This window comes from Polaromonas sp. DSP2-3-2b2 (assembly GCF_049895905.1).
Classification (GTDB): Bacteria; Pseudomonadota; Gammaproteobacteria; order Burkholderiales; family Burkholderiaceae_C; genus Polaromonas.
Window position 1 is genome coordinate 45,661 of the sequence record NZ_JAFCTH010000018.1, and the last position, 26,544, is coordinate 72,204.

The 26,544-nt window shown below is 62.4% G+C and carries 25 protein-coding genes and 2 pseudogenes; 20 read left to right on the forward strand and 7 right to left on the reverse strand.

Going from position 1 to position 26,544, the window contains the following annotated elements:
• From ACP7AD_RS14295 to tolA, 11 genes are all read left to right on the forward strand, one after another.
• Entirely contained in the window at window positions 1–420 is a 420-nt protein-coding gene (locus tag ACP7AD_RS14295; RefSeq protein ID WP_426148396.1) for a type IV pilin protein, read from the forward strand.
• A gap of 41 nt (window positions 421–461) precedes the next feature.
• A complete protein-coding gene (gene ribD, locus ACP7AD_RS14300) occupies window positions 462–1,559 on the forward strand; it encodes a bifunctional diaminohydroxyphosphoribosylaminopyrimidine deaminase/5-amino-6-(5-phosphoribosylamino)uracil reductase RibD (RefSeq protein WP_426148395.1) in 1,098 nt (365 codons plus the stop codon).
• Between the two features lie 101 nt (window positions 1,560–1,660).
• Window positions 1,661–2,317, forward strand: a complete 657-nt coding sequence (locus ACP7AD_RS14305; protein ID WP_426148394.1) for a riboflavin synthase — start codon at window positions 1,661–1,663, stop codon at window positions 2,315–2,317.
• Window positions 2,318–3,451: a bifunctional 3,4-dihydroxy-2-butanone-4-phosphate synthase/GTP cyclohydrolase II gene (gene ribBA, locus ACP7AD_RS14310; RefSeq protein WP_426148393.1), complete on the forward strand. Its 1,134-nt coding sequence runs from the start codon at window positions 2,318–2,320 to the stop codon at window positions 3,449–3,451.
• A gap of 12 nt (window positions 3,452–3,463) precedes the next feature.
• Window positions 3,464–3,928, forward strand: a complete 465-nt coding sequence (gene ribH / locus ACP7AD_RS14315) for a 6,7-dimethyl-8-ribityllumazine synthase (RefSeq protein WP_426148392.1) — start codon at window positions 3,464–3,466, stop codon at window positions 3,926–3,928.
• A 33-nt stretch (window positions 3,929–3,961) separates the two neighbouring features.
• Window positions 3,962–4,483 carry a transcription antitermination factor NusB gene (gene nusB, locus ACP7AD_RS14320; protein ID WP_426148391.1) on the forward strand — a complete coding sequence of 174 codons (522 nt, stop codon included), beginning with the start codon at window positions 3,962–3,964 and terminating at the stop codon, window positions 4,481–4,483.
• Between the two features lie 34 nt (window positions 4,484–4,517).
• On the forward strand, window positions 4,518–5,714 hold the full coding sequence (locus ACP7AD_RS14325; protein ID WP_426148390.1) for a pyridoxal phosphate-dependent aminotransferase: 1,197 nt from the start codon (window positions 4,518–4,520) through the stop codon (window positions 5,712–5,714).
• Window positions 5,711–6,154, forward strand: coding sequence for a tol-pal system-associated acyl-CoA thioesterase (gene ybgC, locus ACP7AD_RS14330; RefSeq protein WP_426148389.1), 444 nt, complete (start codon window positions 5,711–5,713; stop codon window positions 6,152–6,154). The genes ACP7AD_RS14325 and ybgC overlap by 4 nt, the downstream gene beginning before the upstream one ends.
• Before the next feature lie 19 nt (window positions 6,155–6,173).
• Window positions 6,174–6,866, forward strand: a complete 693-nt coding sequence (gene tolQ / locus ACP7AD_RS14335; protein ID WP_029524047.1) for a protein TolQ — start codon at window positions 6,174–6,176, stop codon at window positions 6,864–6,866.
• A 176-nt stretch (window positions 6,867–7,042) separates the two neighbouring features.
• Window positions 7,043–7,477 (forward strand): biopolymer transporter ExbD, encoded by a 435-nt coding sequence (locus ACP7AD_RS14340; RefSeq protein WP_426148388.1) that lies wholly within the window; start codon window positions 7,043–7,045, stop codon window positions 7,475–7,477.
• A gap of 37 nt (window positions 7,478–7,514) precedes the next feature.
• Window positions 7,515–8,729: a cell envelope integrity protein TolA gene (gene tolA, locus ACP7AD_RS14345; RefSeq protein ID WP_426148387.1), complete on the forward strand. Its 1,215-nt coding sequence runs from the start codon at window positions 7,515–7,517 to the stop codon at window positions 8,727–8,729.
• Window positions 8,730–8,797: 68 nt separating this feature from the next.
• Here tolA and dnaE read toward each other — a convergent pair whose 3' ends face one another.
• Entirely contained in the window at window positions 8,798–12,310 is a 3,513-nt protein-coding gene (dnaE, locus tag ACP7AD_RS14350; RefSeq protein WP_426148386.1) for a DNA polymerase III subunit alpha, read from the reverse strand.
• Window positions 12,311–12,383: 73 nt separating this feature from the next.
• On the opposite strand from dnaE, the gene ACP7AD_RS14355 reads away from it, so the two are divergent.
• Window positions 12,384–13,181: a sulfurtransferase gene (locus tag ACP7AD_RS14355; protein WP_426148433.1), complete on the forward strand. Its 798-nt coding sequence runs from the start codon at window positions 12,384–12,386 to the stop codon at window positions 13,179–13,181.
• Between the two features lie 11 nt (window positions 13,182–13,192).
• A complete protein-coding gene (egtB, locus tag ACP7AD_RS14360) occupies window positions 13,193–14,515 on the forward strand; it encodes an ergothioneine biosynthesis protein EgtB (RefSeq protein WP_426148385.1) in 1,323 nt (440 codons plus the stop codon).
• Between the two features lie 331 nt (window positions 14,516–14,846).
• Here the strand turns inward: egtB and ACP7AD_RS14365 are convergent.
• From ACP7AD_RS14365 to ACP7AD_RS14385, 5 genes and pseudogenes are all read right to left on the reverse strand, one after another.
• Window positions 14,847–15,751, reverse strand: a pseudogene (locus tag ACP7AD_RS14365) (pirin family protein).
• Entirely contained in the window at window positions 15,748–16,155 is a 408-nt protein-coding gene (locus tag ACP7AD_RS14370) for an OsmC family protein (RefSeq protein WP_426148384.1), read from the reverse strand. Before ACP7AD_RS14370 ends, ACP7AD_RS14365 begins: the two are co-directional and overlap by 4 nt.
• A gap of 54 nt (window positions 16,156–16,209) precedes the next feature.
• Window positions 16,210–16,788, reverse strand: a complete 579-nt coding sequence (locus ACP7AD_RS14375) for a flavodoxin family protein (RefSeq protein WP_426148383.1) — start codon at window positions 16,786–16,788, stop codon at window positions 16,210–16,212.
• Complete coding sequence (locus tag ACP7AD_RS14380) at window positions 16,788–17,201, reverse strand: DoxX family protein (protein WP_426148382.1); 414 nt, start codon at window positions 17,199–17,201, stop codon at window positions 16,788–16,790. Before ACP7AD_RS14380 ends, ACP7AD_RS14375 begins: the two co-directional genes overlap by 1 nt.
• A gap of 89 nt (window positions 17,202–17,290) precedes the next feature.
• Window positions 17,291–17,992, reverse strand: a complete 702-nt coding sequence (locus tag ACP7AD_RS14385; RefSeq protein WP_426148381.1) for a pirin family protein — start codon at window positions 17,990–17,992, stop codon at window positions 17,291–17,293.
• Window positions 17,993–18,100: 108 nt separating this feature from the next.
• Here ACP7AD_RS14385 and ACP7AD_RS14390 point away from each other — a divergent pair, with 108 nt between their 5' ends.
• The 7 genes from ACP7AD_RS14390 (at window position 18,101) to ACP7AD_RS14420 (ending at window position 25,782) form a co-directional block, all read left to right on the forward strand.
• The gene (locus ACP7AD_RS14390) at window positions 18,101–19,054 is read left to right on the forward strand and encodes a LysR family transcriptional regulator (protein WP_426148380.1); all 954 of its coding nucleotides are present in this window, start codon (window positions 18,101–18,103) and stop codon (window positions 19,052–19,054) included.
• A 132-nt stretch (window positions 19,055–19,186) separates the two neighbouring features.
• On the forward strand, window positions 19,187–20,260 hold the full coding sequence (locus ACP7AD_RS14395; RefSeq protein WP_426148379.1) for an NAD(P)/FAD-dependent oxidoreductase: 1,074 nt from the start codon (window positions 19,187–19,189) through the stop codon (window positions 20,258–20,260).
• A gap of 177 nt (window positions 20,261–20,437) precedes the next feature.
• Window positions 20,438–21,469 carry a tRNA glutamyl-Q(34) synthetase GluQRS gene (gene gluQRS, locus ACP7AD_RS14400; RefSeq protein ID WP_426148432.1) on the forward strand — a complete coding sequence of 344 codons (1,032 nt, stop codon included), beginning with the start codon at window positions 20,438–20,440 and terminating at the stop codon, window positions 21,467–21,469.
• Window position 21,470: 1 nt separating this feature from the next.
• Window positions 21,471–22,355, forward strand: coding sequence for a DMT family transporter (locus ACP7AD_RS14405; protein WP_426148378.1), 885 nt, complete (start codon window positions 21,471–21,473; stop codon window positions 22,353–22,355).
• Between the two features lie 9 nt (window positions 22,356–22,364).
• On the forward strand, window positions 22,365–23,123 hold the full coding sequence (gene trmB / locus ACP7AD_RS14410) for a tRNA (guanosine(46)-N7)-methyltransferase TrmB (RefSeq protein ID WP_426148376.1): 759 nt from the start codon (window positions 22,365–22,367) through the stop codon (window positions 23,121–23,123).
• Window positions 23,120–24,028: an RluA family pseudouridine synthase gene (locus tag ACP7AD_RS14415; protein WP_426148375.1), complete on the forward strand. Its 909-nt coding sequence runs from the start codon at window positions 23,120–23,122 to the stop codon at window positions 24,026–24,028. The genes trmB and ACP7AD_RS14415 overlap by 4 nt, the downstream gene beginning before the upstream one ends.
• Before the next feature lie 371 nt (window positions 24,029–24,399).
• On the forward strand, window positions 24,400–25,782 hold the full coding sequence (locus ACP7AD_RS14420) for a hypothetical protein (RefSeq protein ID WP_426148373.1): 1,383 nt from the start codon (window positions 24,400–24,402) through the stop codon (window positions 25,780–25,782).
• A 497-nt stretch (window positions 25,783–26,279) separates the two neighbouring features.
• On the opposite strand, the pseudogene ACP7AD_RS14425 reads toward ACP7AD_RS14420, so the two are convergent.
• A pseudogene (locus ACP7AD_RS14425) lies at window positions 26,280–26,468 on the reverse strand (integrase core domain-containing protein); the annotation flags it as partial.
• Window positions 26,469–26,544: the final 76 nt, after the last annotated feature.

Sequence of the window (26,544 nt, forward strand, 5' to 3'; positions counted from 1 at the left end):
ATGCAAAAACGTTTTCAGCTGGGCTTTACGTTAATTGAACTCATGATCACAGTCGCAATCATTGGCATTTTGGCAGCCATTGCTCTGCCGAGTTATCAGGAGTATGTTGTACGGACTCGCCGCGTGACTGCAGGCGCGTGCTTGATGGAGATGGCGCAATTCATGGAGCGGCAATATGCAACAGCAATGTCTTATGCTGTAGCCCTACCTACGCCAGGTTGCCAAGCAGAGTTAACTGGGCTCTACGGCTTTGCTTTTGCAACTGGCGAACCGACAGCGTCCACTTACATAATTGAGGCGACGCCGACAGGTGCGCAAAGCAACGATACCAAGTGTGGAGTTTTGTCAGTCAAACACACTGGAGCCAAGGGGGTCTCTACGTCCACCAGTTCCAGTGTTATTGCTGAGTGTTGGCGCTGATTCGCATTGCAACGCTGCAGGGCAGGTGACAATTGAGTCCTATGCTCGACTCAATCCAACAAGCATTGGCTCTTGCCGCCCAAAGCCTTGACCTCACCTCTCCCAATCCGCGCGTAGGCTGCGTTATCACATCATCAACAGAGCATGCGCTTGGCCAAGGCCACACCCAGCGCGCAGGCAGCCCCCACGCCGAAATCATGGCCCTGCGCGACTCAGCAGCACAAGGCCATTCAGTACGCGGCGCCACCGCCTACGTTACGCTGGAGCCCTGCTCCCACCACGGCCGAACCGGCCCGTGCTGCGATGCGCTGATTGCCGCAGGCATCAAAAAAGTCGTCGCCTCCATCGCCGACCCCAACCCGCTCGTCTCAGGCCAGGGCTTTGCACGCCTGCGCGCCGCCGGCATCGAGGTCGAAGTCGGCCCCGGCGCGGCTGAATCTCGCGAACTCAACATCGGCTTTTTCAGCCGCATGATTCGCAAGACCCCGTGGGTGCGCATGAAAGTGGCGGCTTCGCTGGATGGCACGACGGCGCTGTCCAATGGTCAGAGCCAGTGGATCACCTCGCCTGACGCCCGCGCCGACGGCCATGCCTGGCGCGCGCGCGCCTGCGCGGTGCTGACAGGCATCGGCACCGTGCTTGAAGACAACCCCCGCCTTGACGTGCGCGAAGTGGTCACGCCCCGCCAGCCGCACATCGTCGTGGTGGACAGCCGGCTGCAGACGCCGCTGGACGCTCATCTTTTCATAGCTGGCCGCGTTTGCCTGATATACGCTGCAGTCCAAAATGATGCAAAAAAGACGGCGCTCGAAGCGTGCGGCGCCACCGTGGTGATGCTGCCTGACGCGAATGGCAAGGTGGACTTGGCCGCGATGATGCTTGACTTGGGCCGCCGCGAGATCAACGAGCTGCATGTCGAGGCCGGCAGCAAGCTCAATGGCTCGCTGATCCGCGCCGGGCTGGTCGATGAATTTCTGGTTTACCTGGCGCCCAAGCTGCTCGGCCCTGGCCAAGGCATGGCCTCATTCGGCCCGTTGCAGTCGCTTTCCGAGGCGGTTGAGCTGCAGTTTCAATCGACGGACAGGGTAGGCGCCGACTTGCGAATCGTGGCCCGTGTCGCGGGGCGCGATCAGTTCTAGCCGCCTTTTCGTCAGGGCAGCTCACAGCGATCTGACAGCCTTTTCCATGCCTTTCATGCCCGCCCGGGCGTTCTGCCTCTTTTCCCTGCGAAAATACTCGCATGTTTACCGGAATTATCACCGGCATGGGGCGCATCGTCGCCATCCATCGCCTGGGCAGCTCTTCACTTCATGGCAATCGTCTCACCATCGAAACACCTCCGGGTTATCTCGATGACGTGGGTTTGGGCGACAGCATTGCGCTCAACGGCGCCTGCATGACGGCCACAACGCTGGACCCCATCCACAACCAGTTCACCATTGATATCTCCGCCGAATCGCTGGACAAGACCTGCGGCCTGGCCGAGCCCGGCATCATCAACCTTGAAAAAGCCCTGCGCGCCCATGACCGGCTCGGCGGCCACATCGTCTCAGGCCATGTCGATGGCATTGGCCGCGTCACGCATTTCGCCCAGGTTGGCGAAAGCTGGGAGCTTCGCATCCGTGCGCCGCAATCGCTGGGCAAGTACCTGGCCTACAAAGGCTCGATCACCGTCAACGGCGTGAGCCTGACGGTGAACCGGGTGCAGGACCTGGCGGGCGAGGCCGACGAGGCGCCGGGCTGCGAGATCAGCATCAACCTGATTCCCCATACCGTCGAAAATACCGCGCTGGGCCAGCTGGCCCAGGGCTCGCCGGTCAACCTGGAAATCGACCTGATCGCGCGCTATGTCGAGCGCATGCTCCAGGACTCTCCCCTCAAACAAGCAACTCTCTAAATGACCCCCTTGATTTCTCCTGTTGAAGACATCGTCGCTGACATGCGCGCCGGCCGCATGGTCATTTTGGTTGACGAAGAAGACCGTGAAAACGAAGGCGACCTGGTGCTGGCCGCCGACCATGTGACGCCTGAGGCCATCAACTTCATGGCCCGGTTTGGCCGTGGCCTGATCTGCCTCACCCTGACGCGCGAGCGCTGCGAACGGCTGCACCTCCCGCCCATGGTGGCGCGCAACGGCGCCCAGTATTCAACCGCCTTCACCGTGTCGATTGAAGCGGCAGAAGGCGTGACCACCGGCATTTCAGCCGCAGACCGCTCACGCACCGTACAGGCGGCAGTGGCCAGCGATGCAAAGGCCAGCGACCTGGTGCAGCCCGGCCACATCTTTCCGCTGCAGGCCGTCGATGGCGGTGTGCTGATGCGCGCCGGCCACACCGAGGCGGGTTGCGACCTGGCAGGCATGGCCGGCTGTTCGCCAGCAGCGGTGATCTGCGAGATCATGAACGACGACGGCACCATGGCCCGGTTGCCGGATCTGCAGGTGTTCGCCGCCGCGCATGGCCTGAAGATTGGCACCATTGCTGACCTGATCGCACACCGCAGCCGCACCGAATCGCTGCTTGAAAAGGTCGGCAGCCGCACGCTGCAGACCGCTTTCGGCGAATTTTCAGCCCACGCCTTCCGTGACAAGACCAGCCACGAACTGCACCTTGCACTGGTCAAGGGACAATGGGCCGCCGACGACACCGTGGCGGTGCGCGTGCACGAGCCGCTGTCGGTGCTGGACCTGCTGGAAACCGGCCGCACCATGCATTCGTGGAGCCTGGACCAGAGCCTGCAGCACATCGAATCTGAAGGCCGGGGCGTGGCGGTGCTGCTGAACTGCGGCGAGAGCGCTGTTCAGCTCATGTCGCAGTTTGAAGGCACCGCCAGAGCCGCCCAGGCGCCAGAACGCGGCCGCATGGACTTGCGCACCTACGGCGTGGGCGCGCAGATCCTGCGTGAATGCGGCGTGCAGAAAATGCAGCTGATGGGCAATCCACGCCGCATGCCGAGCATGAACGGCTATGGCCTGGAGATCGTCGGCTACATCGGCAAGACCCAGGCCCAGCCCCAACCCGAAACTGTTTAAGGAAAGCGCTCCATGCTCAATGCAGACAAAGGCCCGGGCGAAAAGCTCGACGGCACAAAACTTTCGATCGGGATCGTGCAGGCGCGCTTCAATGAAAGCATCACCAATATCCTGGCGGCAGCGTGTCTTCAGGAACTCGAAGCACTGGGCGTGAAGGAAAAAAACATTACCCATGTCAAGGTTCCTGGCGCGCTGGAAGTGCCCTGCGCGTTGCAGGCGCTGGCGGAAACCGAAAGTTTCGATGCGCTGATTGCCCTGGGCTGCATCATTCGCGGCGAAACCTACCACTTCGAAATGGTCGCCAACGAAAGCGGTTCGGCCGTGACGCGCCTGGCGCTGGACTACCAGTTGCCGATTGCCAATGCGATCCTGACGGTTGAAAACCTGGCGCAAGCCGAGGCGCGCCAAGAGGAAAAAGGCCGCGACGCGGCGCGCGTGGCGGTCGAAATGGCGAACCTGCTCGACGACCTTGCCTGAACATCCCTTCCTACAAAAATCAAACGGAGCTTCATGGCCGAACCCCTCATCAAAACCAAACGACCTCCGCAAACCCGCACCGGCCTGACCGATACCGGCGTCAAAAAGGCCGCCGACAAATCGGCCCGCACGCGTGCGCGTGAATTTGCCTTGCAAGCGCTGTACCAGCACCAGGTGGGTCAAAACCCGGCGGACTCGATTGACGCCTTCACCCGCGACCTGGTGGGCTTTCACAAAGCGGATTCGGCCCATTACGACGCCTTATTTCACGGCTGCGTTGAATCTGAAAAAGTGCTGGATGAGCATATCTTGCCCTTGCTCGACCGCAAGATGGCCGAGATTTCCCCGGTCGAACACGCCATTTTGTGGATTGGCGCCTATGAATTCACCCATTGCCTGGACGTGCCTTACCGCGTCGTGATCAACGAATGCATCGAGCTGGCCAAGGCTTTTGGCGGCACCGACGGCCACAAATACGTCAATGGCGTGCTGCACAAGATGGCGCCTTCGCTGCGCGCCAGGGAAGTCGCTGCCGACCAATCGCGCCAGGCTTGAAAACCTGTTTCTTGTCCCTCCTGAAAGCCCTGCCTTGAAAATTTCCCAGCGGGCCGCCCGTATCGAGCCTTTCTACGTCATGGAGGTTGCCAAGGCCGCCAGCGCGCTGGCGCAGCAGGTGGCCCACACCGCCTCGCCGATGATTTTCCTGAATATTGGCGAGCCTGACTTCACCGCGCCGCCGCTGGTGCAGCAAGCGGCCATCCGTGCCATTGCGCAGGGCAACACGCAGTACACCCCGGCGATGGGCCTGCCCGCCTTGCGCGAGCGCATCAGCGGCTGGTATGCGTCGCGCTTTGGTGCCGACGTATCGCCCAGCCGCATCGTCATCACGGCGGGCGCTTCGGCCGCGCTGCAACTGGCCTGCCTGGCTTTGATCGAATCCGGAGATGAAATCCTGATGCCGGACCCGAGTTACCCGTGCAACCGGCATTTCGTCAGCGCTGCCGAAGGCACGTCGGTGCTGATTCCGACCACCGCCGACGAACGCTTCCAGCTGACGCGCGAAAAGGTCGAAGCTGCGTGGAGCGACAAGACGCGCGGCGTGCTGCTGGCGTCACCCTCGAATCCAACGGGTACCTCGATTGCGCCTGAAGAATTTAAAAGCATTCACGAATTCGTCCACAGCCGGGGCGGCATCACGCTGATCGACGAAATTTACCTGGGCCTGAGCTACGAAGAACACTTCGGCCATTCGGCGCTGGCCCTGCCCGGCGAACTCGGCCAGAGCGTCATCAGCATCAACAGCTTCAGCAAATATTTCAGCATGACCGGCTGGCGCCTGGGCTGGCTGGTGGTGCCCGAAGCGCTGGCGCCCGTCATCGAGCGCATCGCGCAAAATTTGTTCATCTGCGCCAGCACGGTCGCGCAGCATGCCGCGCTGGCCTGCTTCGAGCCTGAAAGCCTGGTCGAATACGAACGCCGGCGCGCGGAATTCAAGGCGCGCCGCGACTACTTCATTCCCGAACTCAACCGCCTGGGCTTGCGTGTGCCGGTCATGCCCGACGGCGCGTTTTACGCTTATGCCGACTGCAGCAACGCTGCGGCCCGACTCGGCGTCAGCGGCAGCTGGGACCTTGCCTTTGAACTGATGAAACGCGCCCATCTGGCCGTCACGCCGGGCCGGGATTTCGGCCATGCCGCGCCCAAGCGGTTTGTGCGCTTTTCAACCGCCAACTCCATGGCGCAGCTGAAGGAAGCCGTCGCGCGGCTGGAGTCTGTCCTGGCATGACTTTGCCTGTACGCCCCGCAGGCATTTTTCAATGGAATATCCGCGTCTATTGGGAAGATACCGACGCAGGCGGCATTGTTTTTTATGCCAACTACCTGAAATTTTTTGAACGTGCGCGGACCGAATGGCTCAGATCACTCGGCATTCAACAGCAAAACCTCAAGGACAGCACCGGCTGCATGTTCGTGGTGACCGACACCACGCTGCGCTACCACCGCCCTGCCCGTCTCGATGATGAACTGGTGGTGACCGCAAGCATGATCGAAATAGGCCGCGCATCCATGACCCTCAAGCAGCAGGCGCTACTAAAATCAGAGCATGCAGACCACCGGCCGGCCACCTTGCTGTGTGAAGGATTGATACGCATTGGCTGGGTCCACGGCGACAGCCTGAAACCCCGGCGCATTCCCGCTTCCATACTGGACAGCCTGAAAAACTGATGATAAAAAAAGCTTCAACATGAACCAAGACCTCTCCATTGTCAGCCTCCTTCTCCATGCCAGCTGGGTTGTCCAGGCCGTCGTCGCCCTGCTGATTGGCATTTCGATTGCCAGCTGGGCGGCGATTTTCCGCAAAATCGTGGCGCTCAAGCGCGCCCAGCAACTCAATGATGAGTTTGACCGAGGCTTCTGGTCGGGCACCAGCCTGAACGATTTGTTTGCCGGCGCAGCGCAAAACGCCAAGACCTCGGGCTCGATGGAACGCATCTTTGCCAGCGGCATGCGCGAATACCAAAAACTGCGCGAGCGCCACATCAGCGACGCCGGCACGCTGCTCGACGGCGCGCGCCGCGCCATGCGCGCCAGCTACCAGCGCGAGATGGACGCGATCGAGGCGAATTTGTCGTTCTTGGCCACGGTTGGCTCGGTGTCGCCCTACGTCGGCCTGTTCGGCACGGTCTGGGGCATCATGCATGCCTTCACCGGACTGGCGGCGATGGAGCAGGTAACGCTGGCGACTGTCGCGCCCGGCATTGCCGAGGCGCTGGTGGCCACGGCCATTGCGCTGTTCGCAGCGATTCCCGCCGTGGTGGCCTACAACCGCTTTGCGCATGACATCGACCGTATCGCGAACCGGCTGGAAACCTTCATCGAAGAATTCTCGAATATTTTGCAGCGCAACCTGGGCGCGCAGTCGCCTTCAGGCCACTAAAGATATGGCCCCCACGCTTGTCGCTTCGCGTACTGCGCTGCCCCCCGAGGGGGCCGCTGCGCCTGCGGCCCGGCAAAGCCGGCTCCGCGGCCCCTGCTGGTGGGGAGAAGATGTCTCCACGCTTGTTATAACGCGGCCCATGCTGCGGCCGTCACCGTCAGTTTAAGGAAACCGCCATGCCAGCAGTCAGTTCACGCGGCCGGGGCCGCCGCACCATCAGCGAAATCAACATGGTGCCGTTCATCGACGTGATGCTGGTGCTGCTCATCATCTTCATGGTGACAGCGCCCTTGATCACGCCGAGCATGATCGCCCTGCCCAAGGTGGGTCAGGCGTCCAAGCAGCCCCAGAGCCCGGTGCGCATCGATATCCAGAAGGATGAAAGCCTGCAGATCCGCTTCAAGACCGACACGGTGTCAAGCACCGTGGGCGGCGTGGCCGCGGACATCGTCAGCCGCGAGCCCGACGTGAAGGCGCAAGGCGCCGAAGCCGTGCCGGTGGTGATCAGCGCCGACAAATCGATCAAGTACGAAACCGTGGTCCAGGTCATGGACACGCTGCAAAAAGCCGGCGTGGCCCGTGTCGGCCTGTCGGTACAGACCAGCAAATAATTCACCCCGCACCACCGCACGCCGCCCCCGGAAAGCCATGTCCAGCAACGCAGAACGCCTTGAATTTGCCCCGCCGCGCGACAAGGGTTCGCCCCGCGCGTTCGGGCTGGCGCTGCTGGTCCATGCGTTGCTGATCGCCGCGCTGACCTGGGGCGTGAACTGGAAGCGCACCGACGAAGCGGCCTCGTTTGAAGCCGAACTGTGGTCGGGCGTGCCGCAACCGGCCGCGCCCCGGCAGATTCAGGCGCCACCGCCGCCGCCGCCCGCACCTGAGTCGGCTCCAGCACCGGCGCCAAAGCCAACACCGCCAGCCCCCCCCACTCCAGCGCCGCCGCCACGGCCTGCGCCGCCAGTGGCCAAAGCGCCTGAAGTCAAGGAAACGCCGCCGCTGCCGGATGTGGACATTGCGCTGGAAAAAGAAAAGAAGCGCAAGCTGCTTCAGCAGCAAAAAGAAGCTGAAGTGCTGAAGGCGCAAAAGCTGCAGGAAAAGCGCGAGGCAGAGCTTCAAGCCAGACAAGCCAAAGAGCAGGAACGAAAGAAGGAAAAAGAACAGCAAGCCCGGGAAGACCTGGCCGATCGCAAGGCCCGGGAAGTAGCGGAAAAGGCCGAGGCGAAAAAGCAGGAAGCCCGGCAACTGGCCAACGAGAGGGAAAGAGAGAAGGAGAAGGAAAAACGCACCGCCGCCGCCAATGCTGCTGCTGCAGAAAAGCAAAAGCAGGCTGCTGCTGCCGCCGCCGCTGCAGCTGAAAAACAGAAACAGGCAGCCGCTGAAAAACAAAAGGCTGCTGCCGCTGCCGCCACGGCTGCGGCCAATGCCGAAAAGCAGAAAGAGGCAGCAGCGGCCACCGCAGCCGCAAAACAAAAGGCCACCGCCGCCGCTGCAGGCGCGGAAAAGGCACGCCAGGCGGCCATCCAGAAACGCATCATGGACATGGCTGGCGCAGGAGGTTCCGACGGGCCGTCCGGCGCGGCCAAAGCCAGCGGCCCTTCGGCGGGTTATGCCGGCAAGGTCAGGGCGCGGGTTCTGCCCAATGTGGTGTTCAACGACGACATCCCGGGCAACCCGAAGGCGGAAGTCGAGGTTCGGACCACCGCCGATGGCACCATCATGAGCCAGCGCCTGGTCGCATCCAGCGGCAACAAGGCCTGGGACGATGCCGTGCTCAAGGCCATCGTTCGCACCGGCTCGCTGCCGCGCGATGTCGATGGCCGGGTGCCGACGCCCATGATCATTGAATTCCGGCCCAACTAGGCCGGTTCGGTCATCACTATCAAATAGATAGCTGTTTACGCCCGCCCGATCTGCGCAAAAGCACTATTTCATTCATAAATGATGCGCGCCAGCCCGTTGTCGGCCTGCGCCGTCCAGCTGGCCAGCGCCGCGTCGGTCGGAAAAAACCGGGCGGCGTCGCCCAGATGCAGCTCAGCCGTCGCGCCATGGCGGCGCAGGCTGAGCCGCACCGGCAGGCCACGGACCGGCTCTGACGGATCGGCCAGGGCGCTCTGGCGCGGTGGAAAGTCCCTGACCAGCCTGGAAATGTCCGGCGCCGTGCCGTTGACCGCGACGCGCAGGAACTTGCCGAAGCGGCAGCGCGCCGATTCCAGGTCCCACACCTGCGTAAGCTTGAAGCGCCGGCCAAAACGCTCGGACGCGCCCTGCAGCGTTCCCTGCACGACCACCAGTTCGTCTTCCTTCAGCAAGTTGCGGTTGGCGTTGAAAGTTGCCTCGTCCACCGAGGCTTCGAGCACATCGGTCTTGTCGTCGAGCTTGAAGATGATCAGCTTGCCGCGGTTGCCGTTGATGATGCGCAGGTCGGTCACGATGCCGGCCAGCAGCTGCGCGTCGCGCGAGTCGATCAGGTCGTCGATCTTGCGCTTGGCGAACTGCCGCACTTCGTGTTCCACCTCGTCAAACAAGTGGCCCGAGAGGTAAAAACCGATGGCGGTTTTTTCCAGCACCAGCCGCGCCTTGACGCCGTACATCGGCGCCTCGACCAGTTCCGGCTCCTGCGTGCTGGCGGCGTGCGAGTCGGACATGTCGAACAGCCCGCACTGGTTGGCGTTGGCCTGGGTGGCGGCGGAAAAATCGAAGGCACGCTCGACCGAGGCCATCAGTTCGGCGCGGTTCAGATGCAGACTGTCAAAAGCGCCGCCCTTGATCAGCGCTTCCACCGTGCGCTTGTTCATCTTGCTGCGGTCCACGCGCAGGCAAAAATCAAACAGCGAGGTGAACGGTCCGCCTTCCTTGCGGGCGGCAACGATGGCGGCAATCGCCTGCTGGCCGGTGCCCTTGATGGCGCCCAGGCCATAACGCACCGATTTGGCGGTGATTGGCTCGAAGCGGTAGTCGCCCTGGTTGATGTCGGGCACTTCGAAGCTCAAGCCCATCTTCTGCGCATCGCCGAACAAAATTTTCAGCTTGTCGGTGTCGTCCATTTCCACGGTCATGTTGGCCGCGAAGAACTCGGCCGGGAAATGCACTTTGAGCCAGGCGGTGTGGTAGGCCAGCAGTGCGTAGGCGGCGGAGTGCGACTTGTTAAAGCCATAGCCGGCGAACTTTTCCATCAGGTCGAACACCTCGTCGGCCTTTTCCTCGCTCAGGCCGTTGATGCCGGCGCCCTTGCGGAAGATCTCCCTGTGCTGGGCCATCTCCTTCTCGTCTTTCTTGCCCATCGCGCGGCGCAGCATGTCGGCGCCGCCGAGCGAATAGCCGCCCAGGATCTGCGCGGTCTGCATCACCTGCTCCTGGTAGACCATGATGCCGTAGGTTTCCTCCAGCATCGGCTTGACGCGCGGGTCCGGGTATTCGGGCACTTCCTTGCCCTGCTTGCGGGCAATGTAGGTCGGAATCAGGTCCATCGGGCCGGGACGGTAAAGCGCGTTCATCGCGATCAGGTCTTCGAGCCGGTCGGGCCGGGCGTCTTTCAGCATGCGCTGCATGCCGATACTTTCAAACTGGAACACGGCCTCGGTCTTGCCGTCGGCAAACAGCCGGTACACCCGCGCATCGTCGAGCGGCAGGTCTTCGAACTTGAAGTCCTTTTGCGCCGGATAGCGCGCCATGATGAACTCACGCGCGATTTCCAGGATGGTCAGCGTTGCCAGCCCCAAGAAGTCGAACTTGACCAGGCCAATCGCCTCCACGTCGTTCTTGTCGAACTGGCTGACGGCCGACGTGCTGCCGGGCTGCAGGTACAGCGGGCAAAAATCGGTGAGCTTGCCCGGCGCGATCAGCACGCCGCCTGCATGCATGCCGACGTTGCGCGTCAGGCCTTCGAGCTTGCGGGCCAGTTCCAGCAGCGTGCGGACGTCTTCTTCCTTGCTTTCGCGCTCGGCCAGAATGGGTTCTGCCTCCAGCGCATACACCATCTTGTCGTTCTTTTTGCGGTCCGCCGGCACCAGCTGCAGCGTGACGGCCTGGCCGGGCTTGTTCGGGATCAGCTTGGAAATGCCGTCGCAAAAGCCGTAGGGAAAATCGAGTACGCGGCCGACGTCGCGAATCGCCGCGCGCGCCGCCATGGTGCCGAAGGTGACGATCTGGCTGACCGCCGCATGGCCGTACTTGTCCTTGACGTAGTCGATGACGCGGTCGCGGTTGCTCTGGCAAAAGTCGATGTCAAAGTCGGGCATCGAGACGCGTTCAGGATTCAAAAACCGCTCGAACAGCAGGTTGTAGCGCAGCGGGTCGAGGTCGGTGATCTTCAGCGCATACGCCACCAGCGAGCCGGCGCCGGAACCGCGTCCAGGCCCGACCGGGCAGCCGTTGGCCTTGGCCCACTGGATGAAGTCGCCGACGATCAGGAAATAGCCCGGAAACCCCATCTTCAGGATGGTGTTGATCTCGAACTCCAGCCGCGCCACGTATTCGGGCCGCTTGGCGTCGCGCACCGACGGGCTCGGGTACAGGTGAAGCAGCCGCTCCTCCAGCCCCTCGAACGAGGTGTGGCGAAAATATTCTTCAGGCGCCATGCGAACGCCATTGACCTCGGGCGTGGGGAATTCGGGCAGCATGGGCTTGCCCAGCTCCAGCGTGAGGTTGCAGCGCTTGGCGATTTCGACCGTGTTGGCCAGCGCCGACGGCACATCGGCGAACAGCGCCTCCATCTGGCTTGACGACTTGAAATATTGCTCGCGCGTGAACTTGCGCACCCGGCGCGCATTGCCCAGGATTTCGCCTTCCGAAATGCACACGCGCGCTTCATGCGCCTCGTAGTCGTCATAAGTCAGGAACTGGACCGGATGCGTGGCCACCACCGGCAGCTTGAGCTGCGCCGCCAGCTGCACGGCGGCCCTGACATGGCGTTCGTCATCGGGATGCCCGGAGCGCTGCAGCTCCAGGTAAAAGCGCTGCGCAAACATGGCTGACAGATGCAAGGCGCATTCCATGGCTCGGGCGCTGTCGCCCTGCACCAGCGCCTGGCCGACGGCGCCGCGCTGCGCGCCCGACAGCGCAATCAGGCCTTCATTGAGTTCCTGCAGCCATTGCAGCTTGACAATCGCCTGGTCGCGCACCACGTTTTTGGTCCAGGCGCGGGTGATCAGCTCGCACAGGTTGAGGTAGCCCTGGCTGTCCTGCACCAGCAGCAGCAGGCGCGACGCCGGCGCACCAGCGTCCTTGCCGGGCGATTCGAGCCAGATGTCGGCGCCGATCAGCGGCTTGACGCCGGCCTTGCGCCCTTCCTTGTAGAACTTGACCGTGCCAAACAGGTTGCTCAGGTCGGTGATGGCCAGTGCGGGTTGCTGGTCGGCGGCAGCGGCTTCAACAATTTCATCAATGCGGTTGGTACCGTCAACGACTGAAAACTCGGTGTGGATTCTTAGATGGACAAACATGCGCTTCATTTTAGGTCTGGGGATACAGCCTTGACGCCGCCACCCCGCCAGAGCGCCTGCCTACAATTGCGGCATCATGAATATTCTGAATATTGCCGCGTACAAGTTCGTGGCGCTGGACCGGTTGCCCGAACTGAAGGACGGAATCGCGCAGGCGCTGGCGGCGCGGCACATCCTGGGAACCGTGCTGCTGGCCGAAGAAGGCATCAATCTTTTCCTGGCTGCCGACAGCGCGGCTATTCATGATTTTTTGGCATGGCTGCGGCTCGATGCGCGCTTTCAGGACCTTGACATCAAGCAAAGCTGGTCGACGACCCAGCCTTTCGGCAAGCGGCTGGTCAAGATCAAACCCGAAATCATCCGCATGAACTACCCGGCCATCCAGCCCTCGGCGGGCCGCGCACCGGCAGTGGACGCAAGAACGCTCAAGCGCTGGCTTGACCAGGGCCAGGACGATGACGGCCGGCCGGTGGCCATGCTGGACACGCGCAACACCTATGAAGTCGATGCGGGAACCTTCCGCCACGCCATCGACTGGCGGCTGGAAAAGTTCACCGAGTTTCCGCAGGCGGTGCTCGACCACCGGGACGCGCTGGCCGGCAAGACCATCGTGAGTTTTTGCACCGGCGGCATCCGCTGCGAGAAGGCGGCGATTTACCTGCGTGAGGCCGGCATTGCGCAGGTCTATCAGCTCGACGGCGGCATCCTGAAATATTTTGAAGACTGCGGCCCGGCGCATTTTGACGGCGAATGCTTTGTGTTTGACGACAGGCGGGGGGTGGATGCGGCACTCAAACCCCGGGTTGATATAGGCGCATCGTCTGACAGCGCCAACCCGCGAGCCGTGGGAAGCTTGTTGGAGTCAACCTGACGGAACCCGCCATGCCATCCAATCAATCTGCACTTCCCACCGCCGCACCGGCATCATCGCTGGCCTTGCGCTTTGAACAAGTTCGCACCCAAACCGAGCGGCTGATCAAGCCACTGAGCGCAGAAGACTGCCAGCTCCAGTCCATGCCCGACGCCAGTCCGGCCAAATGGCACCTGGCGCACCTGACCTGGTTTTTTGAAACCTTCGTGCTCGAACGCTTCGAGCCGCGCTTCAAACCCTTTAATGCGAGCTTTCGCGTGCTGTACAACAGCTACTACAACGGCGTGGGCGACAAGTTCCCGCGCCCTCAACGGGGCCTGATCAGCCGGCCGTCGCTCAATGAAGTGCTGGCCTACCGGGCGCAGGTCGATATGCGCGTGCTTGACGTCATTTCCAGGGCTACCGAAGCCGACCTTGCGGAACTGGCGCAGCTCATTCGCCTGGGCCTGCACCATGAGCAGCAGCACCAGGAACTGCTGCTGACCGATATCCAGCATGCGCTGTCGTTCAATCCGCAGCATCCGGCCTATGCGAGGCACTGGCCGCTCACCAGCACCGCGCCCCAGTTGCTGCGCTGGCACGCCTACGGCGGCGGCCTGATCGCGCATGGCTTTGACGCTGGCCTGGACGGCGAATTTGCGTTTGACAACGAAACGCCGCGCCACCCGGCCTATGTGGCGCCGTTCGAGCTGGCCAGCCGGCTGGTCACCAATGGCGAGTTGATCGAATTCATGGCGGACGGAGGCTACCGGCGCCCCGAACTGTGGCTGTCGATGGGCTGGGACTGGGTGCAGGCGGGTCAGCGGACCCTTCCGCTTTACTGGCAGGAAGATGGCGGCCGCTACCGCCATTTCACGCTGCAGGGGCAGCAGGACGTTGACCCGAACACGCCTGCCTGCCACCTTTGTTATTTTGAAGCGGATGCGCTGGCGCGCTGGGCCGGCGCGCGTCTGCCGACCGAGTTTGAATGGGAACTGGCCGCGCGCCAGCTGCCCGCTTCCAGCGCAAAGCCGGGCAATTTTGTGGAAACCGGGGCTTACCATCCGCTGCCGCAGCAGCAGGCCAGCCTGGATGCACCAGCCCAGATGCTGGGCGATGTGTGGGAATGGACGCAGTCCAACTACAACCCCTACCCCGGCTACCGGCCATGGGAGGGGCTGGTCGGCGAATACAACGGCAAGTTCATGTGCAACCAGTTCGTGCTGCGCGGCGGCTCCTGCGCCACGCCGCAAAGCCACATCCGCGCCAGTTACCGCAATTTTTTCCCGCCCGACGCGCAATGGCAGTTCAGCGGCGTGCGGCTGGCGCGCGACCTCGGCGCGAAATCGCCCTGACAGGCCATCACGGCGCGCAAAACGCCTGGTATTTTTGCTACTTAATTAATAGCTGTATGCGCATGATGGACGTGCGAAAATGACCTATTTGATGCTGGATCGATGTCGCGCTGACCTGCAAACGTGGTCAGGTCTGCCGCGCAAGGCTTCAACCCTGCCGTCATTCCCGCGCAGGCGGGAATCCAGTCCGGTACGTGCCAGTCTTACCGCCTTTTGCGCAGCTTCTGGATTCCCGCCTGCGCGGGAATGACGGCGTTTTATTTCAGGTCAGGAAAAAACTACTCTGGAAAATCCGTTTGCTGGCTGAAACGAACGCGTTCTACAAAACAAATCAAAGGTAAGGCGTTTTGGGTGGCACGGGTTGCGGCCTGCGCTCTGGCAAGGGGATGAATTCGGGGTCGCCGGCGACCTGCCCCATGGTTTGCGCCAACCAGTCATCGCCGGCCTGCACGATGCGCTCCTTGCGGCTGGAGACAAAATTCCACCAGATATGGCGGTGCCCGTCGAGCGCGTCGCCGCCCAGCACCATGAAACGCGCGGGCGCTGCGGCGCTGATACGCGACGTCGTGCCAGGCGCCAGATGGCCAGGGTGCGCGCCAACAGCGTTTCGCCATCCACCTCCAGGTCGCCCTGCACGCCATACAGCGCCAGCTCGTCGGCCAGCGGTGGCAAGTCGAGGTGGCCCCCGGCGGCGAGGCTGATGTCGAGGTAAACCGTTTTCGAGAAGGTCCTGACCGGCGAAGCCTGGCCGAACGCCCCGCCAATCAGTACGCGCACCTCGGCCGCGCCTGATGCCACGACGGGAATGTCGCTGGCGGGCGTGTGAACGAAGTCGGGCGCCGCCTCTTCATGCGCCTGGGGCAGCGCCGCCCAGAGCTGCAGGCCATGCTGCAGGTAAGCCTTGTCCGTCAGGTCTTCGGGCGCCCTTTCGGAATGCACGATGCCGCGCCCGGCCGTCATCCAGTTGATGGCGCCGGGCTCGATGCGCTGGACCGAACCCAGGCTGTCGCGATGCAGGATGGCGCCGTCGAACAGGTAGGTCACGGTGGCCAGCCCGATGTGCGGATGCGGCCGCACGTCATGGTTGTCGCCGGCCTGCACATCGAGCGGTCCGAAATGGTCGAAGAACACAAACGGCCCTACCGATTGCCGGCTGGCCGCCGGCAGCAGGCGGCTGACCAGGAAGCCGCCGCCCAGGTCCTTGTCGTGTCCGGTCAGTTTGAGGTCAATGCTCATGGCAGGCGCTCCATCCGGGTGGTGATTTCCGTCGTGACCGTGGCCATGAGCTTGTGAACCGGGCACTTCTGCGCCACGGCTTCGAGTTCCTTCAGCTGCGCGTCGCTCAGTTCGCCATGCACCTTCAGGGTGGTGGCCAGGCGGTAGATGCCCTTGCGCTCGTCCGTGTCGTCGCGCTCGACCCGTGTCTGGATGTCATCGACGGGAATGCCTTTCTTGCGGGCGTACCACATCACCGTCAGGGCCTTGCAGGCTCCCAGCGCTGCATCGTAGAGGTCATGCGGGCTGGGGCCGGTGTCGCCGCCGCCGTCGGCCTCGCTGACATCGGCCACCAGCTGGTGGCTGCGGACATGCACCGTCTGCGCCAGCTTGGCGGTGCGGTCAAGCCTGAGTTCAATCGTCATAAATTTTCCTTTTGAAAAATGAGCACAGGCCGTGATGCCGCAAGGCACCGCGCATCAGCGGTGGAAACGCTCCGCCACGCCGGCCACGCGCTCGCCGAAACTGCGCGCCGTTTCCAGGTCGCCCGGCGCCATTTCACCAGCGCCGGCGTCCGACGGCGACTGCGCCATCGCGCCGCTGTAGGAGCCCAGGAAGTTGGGGTCGTTGCGCTGCGCGGCTTTGCTGTTGCTGGGCAGGATGCCCTGGCTGACCCAGATGCCGCCGTGCTGCATGGCCAGGGTGAACAAGTAGTTCAGCGTGGACGACTTGTCGCCGTTGGGCGCCGAGCTGTTGGTGAAGCCGGCGAACAGCTTGTCCTTCCAGGTCTCGGTGTACCAGGGCTTGGACGACGCGTCGGCAAACTTCTTGAACTGCCAGCTGACGCTGCCCATGTAGGTCGGCGAGCCCATGATGATGGCGTCGGCGGCGGCCAGCGCCTCCCAGCCGCCCGCCGGCAGGTTGCCTTCGGCATCGATGGCGATCAGTTCAGCGCCGGCCCCCGCCGCAACGGCTTGCGCCATGCGCTGGGTGTGGCCGTAGCCGGAGTGGTAAATGACGACAACGACCGGCTCGCTGGAAGCGGCGGCGCTGGTCATCACGCACCCCGCCGATTGCCGTCAACGCTCCAGGCGCCAGCGCCATAAGCAGCCACAGTCAGCAGGCCGCCGACCACGGCGATGTTCTTGAAGAAGGACTGCTGCTGCGCCATGACCTGCTCGGCCGGCACGGCCCAGAAATTGTGAAAAATGAAGGTGATGACGACGGTGAACAGGGCGATGCCGAGCGCCGCCCAGCGCGTCTGCCAGCCGATCAGCAGCAGCAGGCCCAGCCCCAGCTCGATGCCGATGGCGGCGGCGGCGGCCACTTCTTGAAACGGTACACCCTTGGAGGCAATGTACTCTGCAGTTTTGGCAAAGCCGCCGATCTTGCTGAAACCGGCAGGAATGAACAGCAGCGCCAGCAGGGCGCGGCCGATGAGCGACAGGGGATTTTGAAGCGAAGCGAACATGTTGGTCCTTAATAAATTAGCGGAATGATGAATTAAAAAATGCAGCCGGGCAAGCTGGCCGCGTTGCTAACGGTGAATCGCTCAGGCCTTCAAGGCGCCAGGTCGAACACCAGCACCTCGGCAGCCTGGCCTTTTGCCAGGCTCACCTTGTCTTCTCCCTGGAGCAGCGCGGCGTCGCCGGTGTGCAGCACCTGCCCGCTGACCTCCAGCTGGCCGCGCACCAGGTGCACATAGGCTTTGCGCTTCGCATCGAGCGCCAGCTCGGCCGCTTCGCCGCCATCGAACAGGCCTGCATACAGCCGGGCGTCGGCATGGATCAGCACCGAGCCCTGCGCGCCATCATTTGATGCCACCAGCCGCAGCGCGCCGCGCTTTTCAGCGTCGGGAAAAGATTTCTGCTCGTAGCCGGGCGCAATGCCGGTGACGTTGGGCTCGATCCAGATCTGCAGGAAATGCGTGGTCTGGCCCTCGGCATGGTTGAACTCGCTGTGCTGCACGCCGCTGCCGGCGCTCATGCGCTGCACGTCGCCCGGCGGAATGCCCTTGACGTTGCCCATGCTGTCCTGGTGCGCCAGCTCGCCACTCAGCACATAGCTGATGATTTCCATATTTTGGTGGCTGTGCGTGCCGAAACCCCGGCCGGCGGCCACGCGGTCTTCATTGATGACGCGCAGGTTGCCAAAGCCCATGTGCGCCGGGTCGTGGTAGCCGGCAAAGGAAAAGGAATGGAAAGACTTGAGCCAGCCGTGGTCGGCATAGCCGCGTTCGCCCGAAGGCCGTAAGGTGATCATGAAATGCTCCTTTCAAGGTGCGTTGCAATGCATTGACTGTACGGGCCGCAAGCGCTTGCATCGTTGCGCCGGTTTGCTGGCATCATTCAAAAATTTTGAAGGCTTTTCGTGCCAACACCCCACAATCCAGTGCGCAACGCGCTGACGCCCGACGTCATCCGGCTGATCGACACCATCCACCGCAGCGGCAGCATGGCGGCGGCCGCGCGCGAAATGGGCGTGGTGCCCAGCGCCCTGACCTACCGCATCCGGCAGGTCGAGGACGCGCTCGACGTGCTGCTGTTCGACCGCTCGTCGCGCCAGGCCCGGCTGACCGTGGCGGGCCAGGAACTGCTGCGCGAAGGCAACCGCCTGCTGCTTGAACTCGATGCCATCGCCAACCGCGTCAAGCGCGTGGCCACCGGCTGGGAGCCGCAGCTCACGCTGGCGGTGGACAGCGTCATTTCGCGCACCACCGTGCTGGAACTGTGCGAAGCCTTTTTTGCTTTGAACCCGCCAACGCGCCTGAAGATTCGCGAAGAAGCGCTGTCGGGCACGTTAGAGGCGCTGACCTCGGGCCAGGCCGACCTGGCCATTGGCGTGGCGCTTGAGCCCGCGCCCAACCTGTCGGTGCAAAGCCGGCCGCTGGGCACCCTTCACTTCGTCTATGCGGTCGCGCCGCACCATCCGCTGGCGCACGCCGCCGAGCCGGTGCTTGATGCGCAGCTCATGCTGCACCGCGCCGTGGCGGTCGCCGACTCGGTCAAGCAGGGCAGCGGCGTGACCAGCGGACTGCTGGGCGGGCAGGACATCTTCACCGTACCCGGCATGCAGGAAAAGCTCGATGCGCAGTTGCGCGGGCTGGGCGGCGGCTTTTTGCCGGAATACCTGGCGCGGCCGCACATCGATGCCGGACGCCTGGTGGAAAAGCAGATGCAGCGCGCCCCGCGTGTGATCCCGATGCGCTACGCTTGGCGCTGTGCGACGCCCGCTGCCGAAGGACGGGCGCTGCAATGGTGGCTGCAGCAACTCGGAACTCCGGCCACCCGCAAGGCGCTGCTGGAGCGCGCCCATTCGCTATAAATGCGCGCCTGCAGCGACCAGGCGGCGGCTGCGGTGTAGAGTGTGCGCATGGCGTTCGTTGATGCTTGATTTTTCGCCACAATCCCATTTCCTCCAGAGCTTTTCCTTCACCTCAGAAAAAGTAAAAAAGTCATGACAAACAAACCCTTTACCGACTCCTTTTTCGAACCCGCCACCCAGCGCCACATCGCCGTGATTGGCGCCGGCATTGCCGGCATCACCTGCGCGCGAACGCTGGTCCAGGCCGGGCACCGCGTCACCGTCTTTGAGAAAAGCAAGGGCGCAGGCGGCCGCATGTCCACCCGCTCCACCGAATTTGGCGGCTTTGACCATGGCGCGCAGTATTTCACCGTGCGCGACGAACGTTTTGAAAACGCATTGGCCACCGCCACCGGACTGGTGCGGCCGTGGAGCGCCAACAGTGTGCAAGTGCTCGACGACCTGGGCCGTGTCGTCGCCGCGTCGCTACCAGCCAAGGAAGCTCACTGGGTCGCCAAGCCGGGCATGAATGCGCTGGTTCGCCAGTGGGCCCAGCCCTTGCTCGACGCCGGCCAGCTGGTGCTGGACACGCGCGTGGTCTATATCGAGGAAGACAAGCTCGACCCGAAGCGCTGGCAGTTGCAGACCGACGGCCCGGGCGCCGGTGTGCATTCAGGCTTTGATGCCGTGGTGCTGGCGATTCCCGCGCCGCAGGCGCATGTCCTGCTGCGCGACTCGGAGCAGGCCGCGCCGCTGCTGGCCGACTTGGCCGGCGTGAACGTCGCGCCCTGCTGGACGCTGATGGTGGCCTTTCCGCAGGCGCAGCAGCCCACGTTGTCGAGCCTGGGCCCGCAGTGGAACGTGGCGCGCAGCACGCATCACCGCATCGCCTGGGTGGCGCGCGAATCGTCCAAGCCCGGACGCGGCCCGATTGAGCGCTGGACGGTGCAGGCCAGCCCCGCCTGGTCGCAGCGCCACCTCGAAGACGATGCCGAGCGCGTCAAGGGCAAGCTGCTGAAAGCCTTCACCGAAGTTACCGGCATCCGCGCCGAGCCGCCCTACGCCTCGGTGCATCGCTGGCGCTATGCCCAGACCACCAAGCCGCTCGGCAAGACGCATACCTGGGATGCCGATTCGCACATCGGCGCCTGCGGCGACTGGTGCCTGGGCCACCGGGTCGAGGACGGCTTCGTGTCCGGACTGGAAATGGCGCTGGCGATTCTTTGACGGGTTGAGGCGGACAGCATGGAGGCCAGCGAATGCCGCATGGAGGCGCCCCCTCCCCACCAGCAGGGGCCACGGAACCGGCTTCGCCGGGCCGTAGGCGCAGCGGCCCCCTCGGGGGGCAGCGAACCACACGTAGTGGGGAGCGTGGGGGCCACATCCTGCAGCGAACCACACGAAGTGGGGAGCGTGGGGGCTTACATTGGCCGGTTTGCGCCTTCGCCTACGGGCCCGCTCCACGCCGGTTCGCTGGTCGCGGCGCTGGCCAGCTGGCTTGATGCCCGCGCGCACGGCGGCCAGTGGCTGGTGCGCATCGAGGACGTGGACACGCCACGCTGCGTGCCCGGCGCCGACCTGACGATCCTCACGCAACTGGTCGCCTGCGCTCTGGTGCCCGACGAGCCGCCTGCTTACCAGTCGCAGCGCAGCGCGCTGTACCAGCAGGCGCTTGACCGGCTCGTGCAAAGCGGCATGGCCTATCCCTGCGGCTGCACGCGTCAGGACATTGCCCGCGCGCTGGCTGCATCGGGACATTCCAGGCAGCGGCATGGTGAACTGGTCTATCCGGGCACCTGCCGCCAAGGACTGGATGGACGGCCTGCACGCGCCTGGCGCTTTCGGATCGATAAAAATGAAGGAAATAGTGCTTTTGTGCAAGCAGGACATGCGCTACCAGCTATTGATTTCATAGTAAATCCAGTGACAGGCCTGCTGGAAAATAAAGTCGTCTGGCACGACAGGCGGCTCGGCCGGCAAGGCCAGAATGTCAGCCGCGACGTGGGCGACTTCGTGCTCAGGCGCGCCGACGGGCTGTGGGCCTACCAGCTGGCCGTGGTGGTCGATGACGCCGCGCAGGGCATCACCGATGTGGTGCGCGGCGCCGACCTGGCCGACAACACGGCGCGGCAAATCCTGGTGCAGCGCGCGCTCGGCCTGCCGACACCGCAGTATTTGCACACGCCGCTGGTGCTGGGCGCGAACGGCGAAAAATTGTCGAAACAAAACGGCGCGCAGGCGCTTGATACCCGCGATCCGCTGGCGGCGCTGAACCGGGCGGCTACCGTTTTCGGGCTGGAGGCGCAGACCGGCCCGGTGGCAGATGCGCTGGCCGTCTGGGTGAACGCCTGGCGCGACACGCTGGCTTGTCCTGAAAATCCTCTGGCTACAGACGCCGGGCAGCTTGTCACCGACCGCCATCCAACAAGGCCATGACATGTCCTCTCTGCACACCGTCTTTCTGACAATGCTGGCCATGGCCGCCTTTGCCGGCAATTCATTGCTCTGCCGGCTGGCGCTGAAGGAAACCGGCATCGATGCCGCGTCGTTCACCGCCATTCGGCTGGTGTCCGGCGCGCTGGTGCTCTGGGCGGTGGCGCGCAGCACGCGCGGCGCGCAGGCGGGCAAGGGCAACTGGCTGTCGGCCCTCGCGCTGTTTTCCTATGCAGCCTGCTTTTCCTTTGCCTATGTCAGCCTGCCGACGGGAACCGGCGCGCTGCTGCTGTTCGGCGCGGTCCAGGCCTTGATGATCGGCTACGGCATCTGGTCGGGCGAGAGGCTGCGGCCGCTGCAACTCGCCGGCTTGGCGTTGGCCTTTGGCGGGCTGGCCGGCCTGCTGCTGCCCGGCGTGTCGGCGCCGCCGCTGGCCGGTTCGGTGCTGATGCTGCTGGCCGGCATGTCGTGGGGGATTTATTCGCTGCGCGGCAAGGGCGCGGGCGACCCGACTCGGGTGACCGCCGGCAACTTTTTGCGGGCGGCGCCGCTGGCCATCGGGCTGGGCCTGCTCATGCTGCTGTTGCGGGGCGCATCGCTGGACGCAGCCGGTTTCTGGCTGGCGGTAACATCGGGCGCATTGACCTCGGGCATCGGCTACACGGTCTGGTACACCGTCGTTCCCGCGCTGAAAGCCACGAGCGCGGCCAGCGTGCAACTGAGCGTTCCGGTGCTGGCCGCGCTGGGCGGCATCGCCTTTCTGGGCGAGCCGCTGACGCTGCGCCTGGTGCTGGCATCAAGCGCTATTTTGGGCGGCATTGCGCTGGTGGTGCTGCAAAAGCACGCCGCGCCAGCACTTGCGCCCGGCGGGCAAAAGACGGCGCACTAAAATCACCGGGTGATTGAATCTTCCTCCCCCACCCCGTCCACCGCGACCACCCCGCCCGCCATTCATGAAGGCGCTCCCGCCGATGTGAGCCATCCCCGCACCATCCGCAGTTTCGTGCGCCGCACCGGCCGCACCACCGTCGGCCAGGCAAAGGCCTTCGCCGATGTCGGCCCGAAGTTCCTGCTGGCCTACACCGGCGCGCCGATGGACTTCGCGGCCGTCTATGACCGCGCCGCACCCACCATCCTAGAAATCGGTTTTGGCATGGGCGAAGCCACCGCGCATATCGCCGCCCTGATGCCGGAAAAGAATTTCCTCTGCTGCGAAGTGCATACGCCCGGCGTTGGCGCGCTGCTCAAGCGCATCGACGAGCAAAGCCTGAGCAACATCCGCATCCTGCAGCACGACGCGGTCGAGGTGATCGACCACATGCTGCCCCTGTCCAGCCTGGACGGCGTACACATCTTTTTCCCCGACCCGTGGCACAAGACCAAGCACAACAAGCGCCGGCTGATCCAAAGCCCGCTGATCGCCAAGCTGGCCGCACGCCTCAAGCCAGGGGGCTACCTGCACTGCGCCACCGACTGGCAGCCGTATGCTGAGCAGATCCTGGAAGTGCTGGCCGCCGAGCCGCTGCTGGTCAACACGGCAGGCGCGCAAAGCGACGGCTACGCGCCCAAGCCCGGTTACCGCCCGCTGACCAAGTTTGAAAACCGGGGCATCAAGCTAGGGCACGGCGTGTGGGACGTGGTGTTCACCCGCGCGTGAGCAGGCCCCTGACCCACGGCGGACTGCCAACGCGCCACGGCGTCAGCCCGAGCTGCGTCGGCCTGCCGGCGGGCAGCTGGCTGACCTTCCTTGATTTCCTGGCCGAGCGTTTTCCGGCCATCACACGGGTCACTTGGCTGGAGCGCATGGCGGCCGGTCTGGTGGCCGACGAGTTTGGCATGGCCGTGACGCCCGAGCGTCCGTACCAGGGCCACATGCGGCTGTACTATTACCGCGCCCTGCCCATTGAGGTCCGCATCCCCTTCGAAGCCGCTGTGCTGTTCCAGGACGAGCACCTGGTGGTGGCCGACAAGCCGCATTTCCTGCCGGTCACGCCTTCGGGCCACTACCTTCAGGAAACGCTGCTGGTGCGGCTGAAAAACCAGCTCGGCATCGACAGCTTGACTCCGATCCACCGCATCGACCGCGAAACTGCCGGCCTGGTGCTGTTTTCCATCCGGCCCGAGGAGCGAGACGCCTACCAGGCACTGTTCAGGCGGCACGAAGTCGTCAAGCATTACGAAGCGATCGCCCCGTGGCGGCCCGACCTGCAGTTTCCCCTGTGGCGCAAGACGCGCATCGTGGAAGACGAACCTTTTTTCCGGCAGCGCGAAACGCCGGGCGAGGCCAACAGCGAAACGCTGGTCGAGGTGCTGCAGGTCAGGGGCGAACTGGCGCTGTATGCGCTGAGCCCCGTGACCGGGAAAAAGCACCAATTGCGAGTGCACATGAATGCGCTCGGCCTGCCGATCTGTAACGACCGGATGTACCCGCCGGTTGAAGTGACGCCAGAAGATGACCACGCCCAGCCGCTGCAGTTGCTGGCCAGGTCGATTGCATTCACCGACCCGCTGACGGGGCAGGCCCGGAAGTTTTTCAGCCGACTTTCGCTGTTGCCGGCTTGAGGCCGGAATCCATGCGCTGGCGCCGATGGGAGCGCAATCAAGAATCTGGTTGCTACTCAATTCATAGCTGCTTGCGCAAGCGCTGCATGCGCCAGGGCATTATTTGATCTATAAACACGGTGTTAGCGCTAGCTGGATGGCCGGCTCCGGCTAGAAGGAGTTATGCGCCCATCGGACCGGCTTGCGCTTAACCCGGTCAGTCGGCCAACTGCGTCCCGGCAGTTCCTGAACGCAGCGACACGAACTCAAAAACACGAACGATTAATAACGCAGGCTAATTTTTTCGTTGTGGCGATAAATGCTGTATTTAAATTTATTTACAACTTAAACCATGCACGGCATCATTCCCTTCACATTCATGGAGGCATATCTTGGCTAGACCGACATTCAAAATCGATCCTAAACGTCTGCGCAGTTTGCGACAGGAATCGTCGCTCACCCAGGTCGAAGTGGCGAGACAGGCTCATGCTATTTTGGGCAAACCTACCCAAACGGCTGACGCGACCATCCTCAGCAGCTACCAGCGCATTGAACGAACAGGCAACACGAGCAAGGCAATGGCCGCTGCCTTGGCGCAAGTTTTTAAAGCCACAGTTGAAGTACTTCAAGGCGGAAACGTGCCGGAGGATTCTGCGGCTGTTATCAGCCGAATTGAGCGACAACTTCGTGAACAGAAAAGTTTGGGTGGCAACCTTGCGCTTGAGCATGCGTTTACTCAGCACGTCCAAACGTATGCCGGGACAACCAATGAAGACGATTGCATGCGTGATTTCGCTGAAGACATTGGTGTGCAAATTGAGACTGCGCAGATCGGCCAGAATCCAAGCGAAATCGCGCGGCTTGCGGAGTTGACGGGCTGGTCATCGAAGCAGTTGCAACAGCCGGACGGTGTTCATGGGCATTGGCTGTTACTCACTTCGGTGTATGGATCCCGCGAAACAGAAATCGTCCTGAGTGTTAGCGCAGTAATGTCTCAAATCCGAAAAACTGTTGAAAAGTGGGTGAAGTGGCATGAAAGTGATGGATGTATTTCTCTGCGGTTTTCACTTCCCTGGTTTCACGTTGACATAGCCCATCCGAATATTAAGCATAGACGCTTGACATTCAGTTTTGTTCGATGCCGGCCGGAAGTCAGCGGTTTGAAATGGGTCAATCCAACCTGGCGGGACCAATTCTGGCTTGAAGATCCATTGCAAAACTGGGCATTTAGCAATGCTAACTTTTTCACCGGCTTCGATGGAAAAGTCATCCCTGAAGATGTTCGCCAATTGCGCTTCCGAGTGCTTGAGCGTGATGGCAAGGGTGACTTTCAACGTGTGGCGTATTTAAAAAGCGATCTGGAAGAAGAGTTGCCGGAACAAAACTTTCAAGATTTCAAGGCAGAGGGAAGTAGTCACTCTCTTGCGATTAATTGGCTTGCCAATGACTTGGCGCGATCTTTGGCGCCACACCTGACCGCCTATCCGCCTGAATGCTGGAAGATCAGGGCTGGTAATTGCCATATCGACATCCTTCTCGACATACCGTTCAGGCTGTTGCGCACAAACAATGAGCTTGTTTACTGCAATGGCATCAGGTACAGCATTAGTCTTGTTGAGGAAACCTCGCCCGGCATCCATCAATCTGCCCCGTGGCGGGATGACAGTGTTGCCGAAGTCAGCAGTCTGCTTGAAAAGCACTTGTTTGAAAAACACGATGGACTTGAACACAAAGAGGCACTGCAGTTCGTGAGCCTCCCGGTCTCAACAATCTAAATCACCACAAGTTCCTGAGTTGCGCGGGCTGCGCTCCGGGTTCGCATGACTCATTCAAAATTCCGGAGCGCAAGGAAAAATCCATGTTCATGAAGATCCAAAACGGCCCCAGCGAAACAGGCAAGCCATCCGGCGGTGGTCGCGGCAACAACCCGCCACGGAAGTAATCAGGCTGAGGCAATGCAGGGCTTGCCTTTAACTGTTAGGCAGATGCCAGCACATCTGCTGATGCACCCAACGCATTTTTGTGTTGGCCCCGCTATCAAGTCATTCAGGCAATTATTGCCAGACATTAATTTCAAAAATTGGAGAATCCAAATGGGCAGAAGTAAGGTGGACCCCTGAGTCAAGACAAATTTGAACTCAGTTTAAGTTGCACTCGATTCCACTCGCAGCTGGACGGCGCTGCCCCGGTTTTTGTCACTCTGGATTCCTGATGTTTTCAATTCGACTTCATCGAACGTAGTCCCCGTGGAGCGCAGCGCAATTGGGATTGCCTCAGCGACACCATACTTGTCCAAGATCATGGCGCCGCCACCGCAAGCACTTTGGTAAACCTCGTCGGGTGTGCGATTTTGCAGCCCTTGGTGCGGGCGCTCGACGTTGTAAAAGCTGAAGTACTGGGTAAGCCCCAGCAGCAGCTCACCCACCGCGCTATAGCCCTTGAGGTACACGTCCTCATGCTCGGGCGCTGTCAAGGTAGTTGCCGCAAAAAGTTCGATGCTCAAGCGGCTAGTTTTTGTGTTTGATTCTGATCCTTTG

Bases quoted from the DNA above. Each gene is read 5' to 3' on its own strand.
- ACP7AD_RS14295 (WP_426148396.1), top strand. From the start codon at position 1: ATGCAAAAACGTTTTCAGCTGGGCTTTACGTTAATTGAACTCATGATC.
- ribD (WP_426148395.1), top strand. From the start codon at position 462: ATGCTCGACTCAATCCAACAAGCATTGGCTCTTGCCGCCCAAAGCCTT.
- ACP7AD_RS14305 (WP_426148394.1), top strand. From the start codon at position 1,661: ATGTTTACCGGAATTATCACCGGCATGGGGCGCATCGTCGCCATCCAT.
- ribBA (WP_426148393.1), top strand. From the start codon at position 2,318: ATGACCCCCTTGATTTCTCCTGTTGAAGACATCGTCGCTGACATGCGC.
- ribH (WP_426148392.1), top strand. From the start codon at position 3,464: ATGCTCAATGCAGACAAAGGCCCGGGCGAAAAGCTCGACGGCACAAAA.
- nusB (WP_426148391.1), top strand. From the start codon at position 3,962: ATGGCCGAACCCCTCATCAAAACCAAACGACCTCCGCAAACCCGCACC.
- ybgC (WP_426148389.1), top strand. From the start codon at position 5,711: ATGACTTTGCCTGTACGCCCCGCAGGCATTTTTCAATGGAATATCCGC.
- tolQ (WP_029524047.1), top strand. From the start codon at position 6,174: ATGAACCAAGACCTCTCCATTGTCAGCCTCCTTCTCCATGCCAGCTGG.
- ACP7AD_RS14340 (WP_426148388.1), top strand. From the start codon at position 7,043: ATGCCAGCAGTCAGTTCACGCGGCCGGGGCCGCCGCACCATCAGCGAA.
- tolA (WP_426148387.1), top strand. From the start codon at position 7,515: ATGTCCAGCAACGCAGAACGCCTTGAATTTGCCCCGCCGCGCGACAAG.
- dnaE (WP_426148386.1), bottom strand. From the start codon at position 12,310: ATGTTTGTCCATCTAAGAATCCACACCGAGTTTTCAGTCGTTGACGGT.
- egtB (WP_426148385.1), top strand. From the start codon at position 13,193: ATGCCATCCAATCAATCTGCACTTCCCACCGCCGCACCGGCATCATCG.
- ACP7AD_RS14370 (WP_426148384.1), bottom strand. From the start codon at position 16,155: ATGACGATTGAACTCAGGCTTGACCGCACCGCCAAGCTGGCGCAGACG.
- ACP7AD_RS14375 (WP_426148383.1), bottom strand. From the start codon at position 16,788: ATGACCAGCGCCGCCGCTTCCAGCGAGCCGGTCGTTGTCGTCATTTAC.
- ACP7AD_RS14380 (WP_426148382.1), bottom strand. From the start codon at position 17,201: ATGTTCGCTTCGCTTCAAAATCCCCTGTCGCTCATCGGCCGCGCCCTG.
- ACP7AD_RS14385 (WP_426148381.1), bottom strand. From the start codon at position 17,992: ATGATCACCTTACGGCCTTCGGGCGAACGCGGCTATGCCGACCACGGC.
- ACP7AD_RS14395 (WP_426148379.1), top strand. From the start codon at position 19,187: ATGACAAACAAACCCTTTACCGACTCCTTTTTCGAACCCGCCACCCAG.
- ACP7AD_RS14405 (WP_426148378.1), top strand. From the start codon at position 21,471: ATGTCCTCTCTGCACACCGTCTTTCTGACAATGCTGGCCATGGCCGCC.